The sequence below is a fragment of the Methanolobus vulcani genome (assembly GCF_006546655.1).
In the GTDB taxonomy this organism is placed as follows: domain Archaea; phylum Halobacteriota; class Methanosarcinia; order Methanosarcinales; family Methanosarcinaceae; genus Methanolobus; species Methanolobus vulcani_A.
In genome coordinates this window covers 90066-105764 of record NZ_VIAQ01000008.1, presented here as the reverse complement: position 1 = coordinate 105764, position 15699 = coordinate 90066, and the positions used below count along the sequence as shown (strand labels likewise).

Below are 15699 nucleotides of genomic sequence, written 5' to 3'. Positions count from 1 at the left end.
GTTGAGAGTAAATGACAAAATTAAGGAATATCGTCATCATTGGTGTTCTGCTCTTCGCTATTGTAATCTCCGGTTGTGCTGACAAAAGCACTACAGAAGATGAAGCAGCAAGTACCGATACCGCTGCGCAGAACATAAGTGTTGCAGATGAGGCCCTTAGTGAAGAAATGGTGGGTATTACAGATACTGAGATACAGGATCTTGAAGCAGAGCTTGCTGAACTAGAGGCAATGCTCAACGAAACTGAACTTGGAGAAGATATCGTTATTGAAGAAATATGAATGATTTTCATTCATATTCTTTTTTTACTTTTTGTTTTCTGAATCATTAAAGACAACTGTCTTTCAGTTGTTTAAAGTTTATTGCGGCCTATTGATGATTATATTCATTAAGAATAGATAATAATTTTGCAGATACGTTTTTATAGAAGAACAAACAACAAGTTTACACTTAGAAATGACATCATATCTAAGAGGAAAATTATGGGAAATATGCTAAAAACCACTTTATTACTGGCATCTCTTACCGGTTTACTGGTTATTGTAGGCCAGTTGCTCGGTGGAACGTCAGGAATGTTGATTGCATTCATATTTGCTCTCATCATGAACTTTGGAAGCTACTGGTATAGTGATAAAATTGTCCTGAAAATGTATCGTGCTCAGGAAGTCACTGCAGCCGAAGCTCCGCAATTATATGGAATTGTACAGAAACTTGCCATGCGTGCAAACCTGCCAATGCCAAAGGTCTATATCGTGAACACTTCGATGCCAAATGCATTCGCAACAGGCAGGAATCCTCAGCATGCAGCAGTAGCTGCAACCACAGGGATACTTGACCTGTTAAACGCAGAGGAACTTGAAGGTGTTCTGGCACATGAACTTTCACATGTAAAGCACAGAGACACGCTTATCAGTGCCATTGCAGCAACCATTGCCGGTGTCATTACAATGATCGCAACCTGGGTCAAGTGGGCAGCTATATTCGGCGGTTTTGGTGGTAGGGACAATGAAGGCGGCGGGAATATTATCGGATTCCTTGCACTTGCTATCGTAGCACCAATTGCAGCAACGGTTATCCAGTTTGCAATCTCAAGATCAAGGGAATTTGCAGCCGACGAGGAAGGAGCACGTATCTCACAGAAACCATGGGCTCTTGCCAGTGCACTTGAAAAACTTGAGTATGGAAGCAGCAACTACCGTCCAAGAAGAGGCGATGTACAGGCATCCGAGACCACTGCACACATGTTCATCGTAAACCCATTGAAAGGTCACTCTCTGATGAACCTGTTCAGGACACACCCTGCTACAGAAGAACGTATCAGGCGTCTGCGTGCAATGTAAAATTAAGTTAAAAATAGTTAGTAATTAAAGAGGCTTGTCTGCCCCTGTTCAACAAGGTGGATGACCTCTATACCATTTTCTTCGAGTTTGTTTGAAAGATAGTGCCTGTGGCAACCTTTCGGGCTTTTTTCGGCACACATCAGAACTATCCTGCCATTCTCAGAGTTCACTTTGCTGATAAGAGACATCAGTTTTTTCAGGCTGTTCTGGAATGATTCCGTACCCATATACTCAACATAAGTGGAATCACGCATTCCCCCTACACCTTCACAATGGTAATAAAGAATACTGTTCTTCGGAAGTATATCTTCCAGTGATTCCCTGTCATATTCCTTGAAAGTTGACTGCGGATACCTTCTTATATCGACCAGATGTGTGATCTTGTTCTTTGCCAGCATGAAGATAAACTCATCAAGCTGGCGATTTCCGTATCCTATGGTATAACACTTCATTCTTCGCACCATCATGTATAATAAATCTATTAATATGCTGATATCAAATAATTTATTCTCTGATTTTGCGGCATATAATAAAAAGAAAGCGGAAGAGAGGACATACTACAAGTTTATTTAAGCTATCTTAAATGAGGTCTTTAACAAAAAAGAATCAGTCATTCTCATTACATCGATAAGAATATCATTAAGAAAGTCATTTTGTCACAGGAAGCAAAGAGTAAAACTCCAAAGAGTAAACTTATATTTAAATTAAACTAATTGAAATTAATTTGCATCTTATATAGGGAATGAGATTTTTAAGATATTCTTTACATATTATATTAGCAGAGAGATGATAAAATGAAAGTATCTGTCAGCACTTCAAAAGTAAACGGTGAAGTTTTTGCACCACCATCAAAAAGCTATACTCATCGTGCAATTACAATTGCAGCACTGTCCGATGACTGTGTGATCCACCGCCCTCTTATGTCAGCCGATACACTTGCAAGTATTCGTGCAGCAGAAGCATTGGGAGCAAACATTGAGAAATACGAAGATAGAATTCACGTTAGAGGGGTGAATGGTAAGCCTCATGTACCAAACAACGTCATTGATGTTGCAAACTCTGGAACAACACTGCGTTTTATGACTGCAGTTTCCTCACTTACAAACGGAGTTACCGTACTTACAGGTGACAGTTCTATCAGGAACAGACCAAACCAGCCTCTTCTTGATGTCCTGAACAGACTTGGTGTAGAAGCATACTCCACCAGAGGAAACGGCTGTGCACCTATTGTAGTCCGTGGAGGACTTAAAGGCGCCATTACAACAATTGATGGTTCCATAAGTTCACAGTTCATATCAGCACTTCTTATTGCATGTCCATTGACCACACAAAGCACAACACTTTCCATAAAAGGTGAGATGAAGTCAAGACCTTATGTTGACGTTACAATGGAACTGATAGAACAGGCAGGTGCAGAGATCCTTGTTGAAGAAGGTAACACTATCAAGTTCATCATTCCTGCAAACCAGAAGTACAACCTGAAAGAGTACACTGTTCCGGGAGATTTCTCATCAGCTTCATACCTGCTTGCAGCAGCTGCTGTTACAGGCTCAACAGTTATCGTAAAGAACCTTTTCCCATCAAAACAGGGAGACATTGAGATTATCGATGTCCTTGAACGCATGGGTGCAAAGATATCCTGGGACAAAGAGAGTGGTGTGGCAGAGATCACAGGTAACGGCCTTAAGGCAACAGTTTTCGATGCCGGTGCAACACCTGACCTTGTACCAACAATTGCAGTTCTGGCTGCATGTGCCCAGGGAACTACTGTGATAGAGAATGCAGAACACGTCCGTTACAAGGAAACCGACAGACTGCACGCAATGGCACTTGAACTTACCAAGATGGGCATCTCTGTCAGGGAAGAACCTGACCAGCTTATCATCACAGGTGGTACACTCAGAGGAGCCGAGCTTCATGGATGGCACGACCACAGAATAATAATGGCACTCACCATTGCAGGAATGGTTGCCGGAGATACTGTCATCGACACTGCTGAAGCCGTGGACATTTCATTCCCAAACTTCTTTGAGACCATGAAAGAACTGGGTGCAGCAGTAGAACTTATCTAAAGTGTGATTTTACTTGCTTAAACAGAATCAACGTGACTTTTTCATGTTGATCTGAACACTTTTTTTATTACTAAGCCATTGATAAATGAAGGATAGAAGTATCCTATCCTAAAAATGTGAAATGGTATATTTTCCGCCGTCAAGTACAAGTTCAAAATTAAATGTCCCTGATATCGGACCTTCTATCACGACTCCTGATGAGAAAGCATTCTCATCCGGCACCCACAGACCGGTAGAATTGTCCAGCTTACCTTTTTTGAAACTAATAGTTTCACCATCAATGTGATACAGATTTCTTGCACCGTTCTCATACTGGCAGATTATGGTATTGTTCTCAACAATCCATGAACTATCACTGAGATTACCATTTATATTAGAGTCCGGGTCTACACCAAATGACAGGAATCTTACGTCAGATAATGTGAGATCAATGCTGCATATAGAACCCTCTGGCGAATTCACATCCTGAATATTCCTGGCATAGCCATCCTGTATAGCAACGATTTCCAGGGCAGCAGAATTAATCTGCTTGCTGTCCTTTGCTCCTGAATAAACCGGTGCTATATTATTCCAAGAGAAAGCCATCAGGAAAATAATAACTCCTGTTATGGCAAGATAGAATACTAATTTTAAAGGAACTGTGTCAATACCTCTGGTATCCCTGAAAAAAGAAGCGTTTTCAACCCCCACGTTTTTCACATCCTTTCCTTTATCAAATCAATACAGTGATGTAAACTATAATTGCAGTTAGCTTTGTGAATCCAGCCACTCCACAAACTTATCAACTGCACGCCTGCGATGTGAAACTGTGTTCTTGAACTCATCACCAAGCTCTCCAAAGGTCTTTCCATTGTAATCGAATATAGGATCGTATCCAAAACCGCCTGTGCCAAGTTCCTCAAAGGCAATTTTCCCTTCCACAGTTCCTGTAAAGGTCAGCGGCTCAGCTCCTGGTTCACAGTATCCTATAACAGACTTAAACACAGCAGACCTGTCGGTCTCACCTTCCATAATCTTAAGAACCCTCGGATTTCCAAGATTCTTTTCCACAAAAGCAGAATATGGACCCGGGAAACCATTTAACACATTGATAAATAGTCCTGAGTCATCCACCATTACAGGCATTCCTAGTTTTTCAGATGCCCATTTGGCACCATAGGCTGCAATGGGTTCCAGATCATCTTCCTGAAGTTCAGGGTATCCATCTGTATTCTGTATGACCTCAAATCCCTTAGCAGCAAGTATATCCTTGACTTCCCTGAACTTTCCCTTGTTACCTGTGACAAAAACTATCTTACGCATATCTTCCCCTCTTTTCTATCTCTTTCACTCTTTCAAGCACTTCATCAGCCTGCTCGAATTCTTTCCTATATCCACGACAGAATGCCTCAATGAGCTTTTCATGGTTTCTGTGTGTGCTTTCAAATGTCCTGAAAAGGACATGCACATCCACACCACGTGCTTCTACACTGCCTTCATAAAAGGACAGACCAAAGTCTATCATGTAAATTTTATCGTTGAAAAGTATAAGATTGGACGTTGTCAGGTCACCATGTACAATCCCGGCTGCATGTAATTCAGCAACAAGGACACCTATCTGTTCGCTGAGATTCTCATCGATCACGTGTTTTAATGCAATACCATCAATGTACTGCATCTTTATTGTAGAGTTCTCAATGTCATAAATGATAGGAGTTGGCACACCGGCTCTTCTTGCATCGGATATAATCCGTGCTTCGGCTTTTGTCCTCTCCTTCCTGATACGCTCATCAAGTTCCTTCTGACGATAGCTCTTCGAGACTCTTTCCTTGATAAACACGCCGCCCTCAACCCTGACAACAGCTTCAGCACCATTGGTTAGATTCATGAATGCCTCCCTTTCTCAAAGTCTCTGGGAATCCATGTTACATCAACCTCATCCGGTCTGAAGTTCGGATTCACATGCGAATTCTCAACATCTATTACATTGCCCGAATCATACATGAGGAGTCCAAGATAAGCAATCATGGCTCCATTATCTCCCATGAATCTCTTTTCAGGAACATAGAAATTAGCACCACGTTCGGTACACATAATATCAAGCATTTCCCGAAGTCTCGTGTTAGCACCGACACCACCTGCCAGAAGCACTTCATTCTTTTCCGTATGGGCAAGTGCACGCTCGGTAACCTCGACCACCATTGCAAAAGCAGTCTCCTGGAAAGAATAACACACATCCTCCATGGAATGGTCTTTCAATGCTGCTGTTGCTGCGGTTGAGAGTCCTGAAAATGATAAGTCCATTCCCTTTACAACATAAGGAAGCGGAATATAATTAGAAGCATTTTTAGCGAACTGCTCTATCTGCGGTCCTCCCGGATGTCCAAGACCGGCACTGCGGGCAAATTTATCAAATGCATTTCCAAGTCCGATATCCAGTGTCTCGCCAAAAACCCTGTATCTTCCCATCCTGTAAGCCAGAACCTGTGAATTAGCCCCACTCACATAAAGTGTGACCGGGTCAGTTGCCGGTGTTTTCCAGCGGCCAACCTCAACATGGGCAAGACAATGATTTACACCAACAAGTGGAACATCAAGACTTATTGCAAGCATTCTGGCAGCAGTAGCCACTGTACGCAAGCAGGCTCCTAGTCCCGGACCCTGCGAAAAAGAAATCGCATCGATATCTGATGCATCGACACCTTTCTGCCTTGCTTCCTCAAGTACACCTTTTACCACATAGGAAGCATATTTTGCGTGATGCTGGGCAGCTTCCCTTGGGTGTATCCCGCCTATAGGAGGTCTGTACATGTCGGAAACCTCCGCAATAACATCTTTCTCGTTAACGATGGCAGCACTGAGGTTCCATGCAGTGCCCTCAATGCCAAGCACTGTTCCTTTCAACTTGATATCTCCGGCGCTAAATGGGACGGAGGTGAATATTAATTTTGCTGTTTCCTGATGAACGCAGATGCAACTACAAGTGTTGCCAGTGTTATAAGACCTGATAATGCAGGCGTGTTTTTGTCTGTTTCACCATTATTTTCCTCTGCTGCGCTCTCATTACCCTCTTCATTAATTAGCTGTTCAGATGCAGTAACAGATTCTGTAGCACTTTTCTCCTCATTCTCTTTATCCAGAGTAATTGGAATATCTGCAGTCACAGCAAACGGAGAGAAACCCGGAGTACTTGCCTCGAAGTAGTAATAGTCCTCATCTGAACCGGTCTGTTCAGTATCAAGCTTCGTCCAGACATCTTCACTATAACGATTAAGGCCTATAGTATCAATGTTGATATCATTGTCATCCACCCATTCTTTACTAACCATGAAACCAATTACAGGGTCTTTAATATTGCTCTCTGTGGCATAACCGGTCTTTCCGACCCATATATTCATGTTCTTATATACGAAACCAGAAGCAGATTCGTCAACAAGTGCAGATGTGTTTTTCAGCATCTCTATTGTCACACTGATCTTGCCTGCATTCTTAAGTGAAGTATAGCGGACATAATCTACCTCATTCTGCTCATTGGTGAAATCAAAGTCCACAAGATCATCCTTTCCTGCATATACCGAAAGCACGTCCTTGAATGCAATGTTATCCACATCCTCACCGGTGGAACCACCACCGCCTCCCCCTCCACCACCGGAAGAGCTACTTGAAGATGGTGTACTTGTTGCGGCGCTAGTTCTCACTGATGTATTGCACCATTCACCCATATTTCCTACATAGTCAACCGCACGGAGACTGTAATTATAAAGAGTGCTGGCACTTAAGCCTGTATCTGTTATTCCATAACCTGAATAGTTTCCAAGAAGTGAACCAGTCCTCCATACTTCCACATAGTTAGTATCTTCTGAAGAGTTCCATGCAAGCGTGACAGTTGAGGATGTACTGGAGTTTGTCACACTGCTGATCACAGGTTCTGTATTATCTTCCAGAGGAGCATAAATGCTCAGGTGAGTTATATTTGCAGTAACTGTATGGGCTGTACTATTAATGATACTCCTGTAAGGAATCCATGTTCCATCATCAGGATCATACCATGCAACTGTAAGTTTGTCTGTGTTATTCACAGGGTAAGGATCGTATCCAAGTGTTAGGGAGACATTCCTGCCAAACTGGTATGAATAGTTTTCATCTGAATTGTTGATTACTCTGATATCGATAGGACTTGCTGCAAGGAATGAGTCATTTCCTGGTTCTGTTCCTCTTACTACGGAAGCAGAAATATTGCCAGGATTAGAGGATGTACCACTTATATTGAAATTGAACATTGGGTTGCTAACGTTATCACTTATACCCGGGACAGGAACATTGATTATATCACCTGAACTCGTATCCACAGTCTGCCCAAGGTTAAGGTAGATTGTAGTATTTGCAGTGAAGTAATTTGTCAGAGAATTATTGTACATAGCACTGACATTTATGGTATTTGTCCCGTTTGAAAGTGGAACATTACTTACATTGAACACTCCGTTTGAAACCGGTTCAGAATAATTGGTCAGAGCTCCGTTCACATAAACAGAAACATTGGTTGCAACTCCCACTGTACCGTTCAATGTAAAACTGCTGCTATCAGGCAGATAATAGATTGTGCCTGATGTAGGGGAATCAATATCTGCTGGTTCTGTAAACACAGTAAAGTTGACTGTTGTGGAATTAGTATAGTTTGTTATGTCTCTGGCAAACAGCGTGATATTATAAGTCCCTTCTTCAAGTTCTGTGCTTGTATTGAAGGAATAGCCGTACTCCGACGTGGAGTTTACTCCATTGTTTATGTTGTACCAGAAATCACACCACTTATTGTCGCTGGCATTTATCATGACTGTGTTTTCCTGTATAACAGAATTTTCCAGAGGACTCTGAACAGTCAGTATATTGTCCTCAACACTGACATAGAACCTCCATCCGTAGTTCAGTTCCTCGTTCTGATTTGTAAGTGCACTTACAGACACATTGTGGAATCCTTCAGAATATGACTGAGCCGTAATATTTTGAATCTTATATCCACTTGATATTGTTTCGTTAGAAAATAATACCGATAAACCGTCTATTTGCATTTCAATGGAACTTTGGTTAATTCCATCGGCATGTGTGAGATTCATATAGACTTCAGTGCTTGCATTGGTCGTATAGGAATTGTGCTCAGGGTACATGTAGATGTCACCGACTTCCCCGTAAGAGAGTACAAGTGAGAAATTCTGCGGACCCTTTGGAATATTTGTTCCATTTACTATTATTGTATAAGTACCTGCAACTGGTTCTAGTAGTTCAACGCCTTCCACATTATTTTTTATGTCAGGAGCACCGTTTCCATAATATGTGCCATCTGGTGCTTCCACAATAAGATCAAGATTATTCACAAGTGTAAGATTATTATCATCAGAAGTTTCAGCATATGGATAATCTGTCCATACAAGCGTTATTCGCACAGTTTCTGATGTACAAAGTATATCGTAACTTACATTCCAGGATTCACTGGAATTAAGAGAAACATAATCATAATATCTCATTACAACTGGAGAATCTGGATATATGGAGTTTGTAATATCAACACGTCCCCATCCCTGAGAATAATCATACCTCCCATCAATCTCCTGATAGTCTCCAGTTCCGTATTGTCCAGGGGTTATATTGTATGCACCGTTTATTATAGTGGCTTTTAGTAACGCAGCGCTTGGACTGGTGAGATTTTCAACTTCCGTATAATATTCTCTTACAAGTGCAGCAGCTCCTGCTGTAATTGGTGTAGACATACTGGTTCCACCCATATACAAGTAGTAACTGTTATCACTGACAACACCCCAACCAGTTCCACTTGCAACACTTGATATTGTAGATGCGATAAAAGTACCGGGGGCAACAACATCTGGTTTAATCCTTTCATCATTTGTTGGTCCACGACTGCTGAAAGCAGCAATTCCGTTGCTGTCATCTGCCATGTAATCATTAGATATTGGATATACAGGAAAAGAAGCATTCCATGCATGTCCCCAAGTTGTATAATCTCCTATTGAGAATTTGGATCCTCTATTATTCTCGGATGCGCCAACAGTGAGGCAATTCTTTGCAGTTGCCGGTGAGCAAAGGGAATCCTCATCTATTACACCATCTCTATCGGAATCAACTCCTTCATTTCCGGCTGAGAAAAGAATCAGCATATCCTGATGATCCCACATGAACTGATCTACCTGTTTAGAGTGTTCTGTATAAGTTCCATATTCATCAGAACCCCAACTATTAGTGTGTATTCTTGCTCCTTCATCATAGGCTTGCTGGAATAATTCTTCCAAACCACCATAGGGTAACTTCAATCCCTCAGAACCAGTTATTGTATTATAATAGCCGAGAGCCTGAAATACCAACTCGGCTTCTGGTGCCATTCCTGCATATAGCCCACCTGACTTGCTTCCATTTCCAAGAACCGAACCTGATACATGAGTTCCATGCCCTGAATAAAGATCCGCTTTTTCATTATCCCCTGCAATATCAAATATTGCAACTATTCTTCCACGAAGGTCAGCATGCATGGACTCATTGTTAACGCCAATATCAATTCCTGTGTCTGCAACAGCGACAGTCTGATTGGTACCCTTTAAGCCATATGCATCATGAACAACATCAGTAGTGATTATTTCAGCAGCAACATTATTGTGTATTGTTGGCTGGATATATTCTTCTATCCAACTGATTCCTGTAATTGTGGCTATATCATCAATCTGATCTTTTGATGCCTGTACACTGATAGTTTTTCTGTAACCTCCGAGGACCTCAATTCCAAAAGCTTCAAGTGATTCAACTGTTAGTGTGTATTCATCTTCAGAAAAGAGGGAAACATAATATCTCTGAGTTTCTTCCTTTTCAATAAACAAAAATTCTGTGTCTGTGTTGCCAGTAGTTATTTCGGGATCATATTTATATGATGACTTATATTCACCCACCCATTTGACAAAATCCAGTAATTGAACCTGGTTTTTGATACTTGAATTCATTTTTACAATAAAAGCATTATTTGGAACATAATCATATAGCTCTGCACCTTTTGAGCTGACATTATATTTCCATTCCTCTTTTACAAGGCCTGAAAACTGTACAATATAGTAGTTTGATGATCTATCTAAAAGAAGAGATGACATAGACTGAATCTCATTTTGACTTTCACCGGAATCTGTTGTGTTTACGTGTCCTGCTTTTAGAAGAAGCATATCGTCATTTGCCAGATCAGTGTTATTTATGCCTGCTGATACTGAAAATGGTGTTGACATGATAATCATGGCCAGGCAGATCAGAATCTTGTTTTTAGCGCACATAAACATCCTCAGCTATAATCAGAATAGGACGTTATTATTATAGAGACATATATATGTATTGCACTATAAAATAGATATGCATATTGAGAAAATAGATGAGTATTTAGAAAAAATAAGATTACTGCTTCCTATATAGGAAGCAGACAAGGCTTAGAATCAGACATGATATCAAGCCTGAAAGTGCATTCAAAGTATTTTCGGGTTCAGAGTCTTCTGCTGTGATATTTGATTCCAGTTCTTCATCGGCTGTTGAGAATTGAGAATCTACTGAATTCAGACTACTCTCAATTACCATGGATTCACCCATGATAACAAAAGATGAGAATCCCTGTGTACTTGCCTCAAAGTACAGATATTCATCGTCAGAACCTGTCTGTGTGGTTGAGAGTCTGCTCCAGCCACCATCATATCTTTCAAGAACAATGCTTCCCTCATCAATATTATTTTCCTCTATCCAGCTTCTTGGTACTTTGAACCCAATCACAGGATTAGCAATGTTATTTTCTGTTGCATATCCTACCTTACCAACCCAGATGTTTATGTTCTTGTAAATCTCTCCTGCAGGAAGAGAAGAAACAAATGTAGATTTATCATTCAGTACCTCTATTGTCACAGAGATAGTTCCTGAATTCTTCAGTGAATCATAGCTAACATACTGAATATCGTTGCCATCTCTGTAGAACTCAAAATTAACATTACCTGTTCCAACGAAAACGGAGCTTGCATCCTTTACTGCGATGTTCTCAAATTCTTCTCCAGTGGTACCGCCACCACCACCTCCGCCTCCACCACCACTGGAAGTGGAAGTAGAGGTTGTTGTAATGATTTGATTAGCAACTTCAACTGTTACTACGTATTCCTGGCTTGTTCCATCCACCGCAGTTACGTTATATACAACCGATTCTGTAAAATTCTGCGAAATTCCTGCCTCGGGGAACAAACTTTGTCCTGTATATTCTATTATAGGTACCAAAGCTGTAACATTTGTTCCATATGGTACTGTTAGAGTAATTGCCTTTGCTGTTTCATTAATCACGCCTTCAGCCGTAGGATCTGTGAACTTGAAACTGGTTATTTCCTTAGCATTGGCAGGAGCAATAGTAACAGTTACAGTATATTCCTGACTTGTTCCATCTGCTGCAGTTACATTATAAACAACAGATTCTGTGAAATCCTGTGAAACTCCGGAATCTGGGGAAATACTGGAACCGGCATGAATGATACTAGGGACAAGGGCAGTAACATCAGTTCCATTAGGGACTGTCATTGTCACTGTTTTTTCAGTTTCGTTTATATGTCCAATAGCAACAGGATCTGTAAACTCGAAACTGGTAATTGATTTAGCAGGATTCAGTGCCACAGTAACAGTTACTGTATAGTCCTGACTTGTGCCATCTGCTGCGGTAACGGTATAAACCACTGGACTACTGAAATCATCGGAAACTCCGGAACCTGAAGAGATGCTGGAACCAGTATGAACGATGGTAGGAACAAGGTCGGTAACATCGGTTCCATAAGGTACTGTGACTGTTATGGTCTTGATATCAGCATCAATTGTTCCGGTAACTGAAAGATCAGTAAACTCAAAACTGGTAATTGATTTAGAAGGGTTCAGTGCTATATTAACAGTTACAGTATATTCCTGACTTGTGCCATCTGCTGCAGTTACATTATAAACGACAGATTCTGTAAAATCCTGTGAAACTCCAGAACTTGGGGAAATGCTGGAACCGGTATGAACGATAGTAGGAACAAGATCTGTAACATCGGTTCCATAAGGTACTGTGGCTGTTATGGTCTTGATATCAGCATCAATTGTTCCGATAACTGAAAGGTCACTAAACTCGAAACTGGTAATTGATTTAGAAGGGTTCAGTGCCATATTAACAGTTACAGTATATTCCTGACTTGTGCCATCTGCTGCAGTTACATTATAAACAACAGATTCTGTAAAATCCTGTGAAACTCCAGAAATTGGGGAAATACTGGAGCCGGTATGAACGATACTAGGAACAAGATCGCTAACAACAGTTCCGTAAGGTACTGTGGCTGTTATGGTCTTGGTATCAGCATCAATTGTTCCGGTAACTGAAAGGTCACTAAACTCGAAACTGGTGATTTCTTTTGCAGGATTGAGTGCCACAGTAACAGTTACCGTATAGTCCTGACTTGTGCCATCTGCTGCTGTAACGGTATAAACTACTGGACTGCTGAAATCCTGTGAAATACCGGAACCGGGGGAAATACTGGAACCGGTATGAATTATAGTAGGAACAAGATCAGTAACATCGGTTCCATAAGGTACTGTGGCTGTTATGGTTTTGGCATCACCATCAATTGTTCCGGCAACTGAAAGGTCACTAAACTCGAAACTGGTGATTTCAGGAAGAACATTGAACTCCCACTCGTAAGAGAATTGCTGACCACTCACAGTTGAAGCAGTAATCGATACATTATGTCCTCCAGCCTGATAAGCATCAGAAGTATCATATTCGATCCTATATCCATCGGTTATAGTATTAGAAGTAAATGAAGTAACAGGGTTTTCATCGATTTTCATTTCTATGAAATTTTCGTCCACCCCACCTGGATGAACAACATCAGTAGATACTCCAGTTATGGAACTGGGAGCATAGGAACCGTTTGCAGGGAATTCATTGTTGTCACATGTGAAAGAGAATACAAGTGCAAAGGGCTGTGGCCCCTCCTGAACATCATACCCATCAACAGTTATTGTATAGTTCTCGTCGGATGTTGTCTCAATTTCAACCCCTTCTACATTATTTATGTGATCTTGGCCACCATTTCCATAATATAAATTTGATGAACTTGAGATTACCAGATCAAGGTCATTGTAAAGTGCCTTTGATGAAGGCAACGATGAAGGATAATCCGTCCATACAAGAGTTGCTCTTGCAGACAGACCACTTTCTATATAGTCATATTCATGAATCCATGATTTTGAATCAGAAAGTGCGACGTTATCAAAATATGCGATTACCTCAGGGTATTCCACAAGTATTGAGTTTTCGACATCAACACGTCCCCAACCTTGTGAATAGTCCGGTCTTCCAGATATCTCGTCGTTATTATTTTCGGTTCCATATTGACCAGGAGTCATATCATATGCGCCGTTAATCAACGTAGCTTTTATCAAAGCCGCACTTGGACTATTCAATTGTTCAACTTCAGTATAATATTCTCTAACAAGAGCTGCAGAACCCGAAACAAGTGGTGTAGACATACTTGTTCCACTTAAATATGCATAGTTAGTATTTGTAATTCCATAATCAAACATGGTAGCTAAACTGGAGCGTGTAGAAGCTACAAATGTTCCCGGAGCAACTAAGTCAGGTTTTATTCTATTGTCATCAGTGGGCCCTCTACTACTAAATGCAGCTAAACCACTGCTATTATCGGTTTGATAATCCATACTAATAGGACTTCCATAAGAAGTACCCCATACATATGTTATGATGTCCCTTTCATTTTCTGAAGCACCAACAGTAATACAATTCTTTGCTGTTGCCGGACTAGTTATTGAATTCTTATCTATCACTCCATCTCTATCAACATCAACACCCTCATTACCAGCAGCAAAGATGATTAGCATTTCAGGGTGATCCCACATAAATTGATCTACTTGCTGTGACCATTCCGTATATCCACCTATATTACTTGGATCTCCCCAACTATCACTATGTATATTTGCTCCGAGATTGTAGGCATCCTGAAACAGTACTTCCAAAGAGGGGATTCCAGACATTTTATCTGTGGAGTCTGTGTTCTTTTGCACAGCTTGAAACACAAGACTTGCTTCTGGTGCTATCCCTTTATATTGACCCGATGAGAGAGTTCCATCTCCAAGAATTGATCCTACAACATGCGTACCGTGTCCTGCATAATCTTCAGCTCCATCACCTGAGTAATCAATAATATCTACGACTCTTCCCCTTATATCTTCATGTATTGATTCATTAACACCTGTATCCAATCCAGTATCACATACAGCAACGATTTGTCCACTTCCGTTAAGTTTGAGATTGCTGTGTACAGGTTCTACATTCATTATTTCGGCAGCTACATCGTTGAAAAGAACAGGGTCTGAGTAGTTTTCAATCCAGTAGACTCCATTTATTGTTGCTATTTCATATATTTTGTATTCAGGGATTTCTACTTTTAGAAGGGGATCATAGCTATTGATGATGGTTCCATTTATTGAATTGATTTCCTCTGCAATCCTTGTGATATTCTCAGAGTCAAAAATAATGACTGATAAATTTATTTTATTATCGACTATTTCGCTTGAACTCAAAGATATTATATTACTATAATTTTCTATAGCAGGATCAATTTTATATTCAGGTAAATAATCACCTATCCAATATACAAAATCGAAAGATTCCACTAGATATTTTTCAGTCTCATCCATCCGTAACAAATAAGCATTATTTGGGATATAATCAAAAAATTCAGCACCTACATATTTTATTTCGTTTTTCCACTGTTCTGTAACATGCCCATTAAATTGCACAATGTAATATCTTTCGGAACTATCCAATGTCTCTGAGACAGAAGACGTTTGTATCATATTCTGCTCAGATGCGTTCTGATCTATTTGATTATCAGTATCAATATTGCCCGCTTTCAAAAAAATTGTGTTGTCATTATTTGCCGAAGCAAGAGGTGCAAAAAACAATAAAATTATGAAGATGAATGCAATTTTTTTCCTATTCGTCATGTATTCATTTCCTGTTTTTGTGCTGGGTATAAAATAACAATCGCAGAAATATTTTCGAGATATATGTAAGTGATAAATATATTCAACCTAACTTCTATATAAAATTAGATGACTATTTAAAAAATAGTATATTAGTGATAAATATATAACCTGCGTGCGGCACTGCAGACATAGAACATAAAATAAGAGACACTTCTTAAAGCGCCATGGACATCTTCATGAAATCATAATCAAAAGACATTTTAAATCTG

At 40.3% G+C, this 15699-nt stretch carries 10 protein-coding genes; 3 read left to right on the top strand and 7 right to left on the bottom strand.

Going from position 1 to position 15699, the window contains the following annotated elements; genetic code table 11:
* Window positions 1-11: 11 nt before the first annotated feature.
* Both FKV42_RS02925 and htpX read left to right on the top strand, forming a co-directional pair.
* On the top strand, window positions 12-281 hold the full coding sequence (locus tag FKV42_RS02925; RefSeq protein ID WP_154808752.1) for a hypothetical protein: 270 nt from the start codon (window positions 12-14) through the stop codon (window positions 279-281).
* A 201-nt stretch (window positions 282-482) separates the two neighbouring features.
* Complete coding sequence (htpX, locus tag FKV42_RS02920) at window positions 483-1340, top strand: zinc metalloprotease HtpX (RefSeq protein ID WP_154808751.1); 858 nt, start codon at window positions 483-485, stop codon at window positions 1338-1340.
* Between the two features lie 17 nt (window positions 1341-1357).
* Here the strand turns inward: htpX and FKV42_RS02915 are convergent, their stop codons facing one another.
* Window positions 1358-1792, bottom strand: a complete 435-nt coding sequence (locus FKV42_RS02915; RefSeq protein WP_154808750.1) for a DUF488 domain-containing protein — start codon at window positions 1790-1792, stop codon at window positions 1358-1360.
* A 342-nt stretch (window positions 1793-2134) separates the two neighbouring features.
* On the opposite strand from FKV42_RS02915, the gene aroA reads away from it, so the two are divergent.
* The gene (gene aroA / locus FKV42_RS02910; protein WP_154808749.1) at window positions 2135-3412 is read left to right on the top strand and encodes a 3-phosphoshikimate 1-carboxyvinyltransferase; all 1278 of its coding nucleotides are present in this window, start codon (window positions 2135-2137) and stop codon (window positions 3410-3412) included.
* A 108-nt stretch (window positions 3413-3520) separates the two neighbouring features.
* On the opposite strand, the gene FKV42_RS02905 is transcribed toward aroA, so the two are convergent.
* The 6 genes from FKV42_RS02905 to FKV42_RS02880 form a co-directional block, all read right to left on the bottom strand.
* On the bottom strand, window positions 3521-4111 hold the full coding sequence (locus tag FKV42_RS02905) for a hypothetical protein (RefSeq protein WP_230375439.1): 591 nt from the start codon (window positions 4109-4111) through the stop codon (window positions 3521-3523).
* Between the two features lie 48 nt (window positions 4112-4159).
* Entirely contained in the window at window positions 4160-4714 is a 555-nt protein-coding gene (locus FKV42_RS02900) for an XTP/dITP diphosphatase (protein ID WP_154808747.1), read from the bottom strand.
* Window positions 4707-5279 (bottom strand): Kae1-associated kinase Bud32, encoded by a 573-nt coding sequence (locus FKV42_RS02895; RefSeq protein ID WP_154808746.1) that lies wholly within the window; start codon window positions 5277-5279, stop codon window positions 4707-4709. Before FKV42_RS02895 ends, FKV42_RS02900 begins: the two co-directional genes overlap by 8 nt.
* Window positions 5276-6295, bottom strand: coding sequence for a bifunctional N(6)-L-threonylcarbamoyladenine synthase/serine/threonine protein kinase (locus FKV42_RS02890; protein ID WP_154808745.1), 1020 nt, complete (start codon window positions 6293-6295; stop codon window positions 5276-5278). Before FKV42_RS02890 ends, FKV42_RS02895 begins: the two co-directional genes overlap by 4 nt.
* 38 nt (window positions 6296-6333) lie before the next feature.
* Entirely contained in the window at window positions 6334-10707 is a 4374-nt protein-coding gene (locus FKV42_RS02885; RefSeq protein WP_196214029.1) for a PGF-pre-PGF domain-containing protein, read from the bottom strand.
* Between the two features lie 118 nt (window positions 10708-10825).
* Window positions 10826-15022 carry a PGF-pre-PGF domain-containing protein gene (locus FKV42_RS02880; protein WP_196214028.1) on the bottom strand — a complete coding sequence of 1399 codons (4197 nt, stop codon included), beginning with the start codon at window positions 15020-15022 and terminating at the stop codon, window positions 10826-10828.
* Window positions 15023-15699 lie beyond the last annotated feature (677 nt).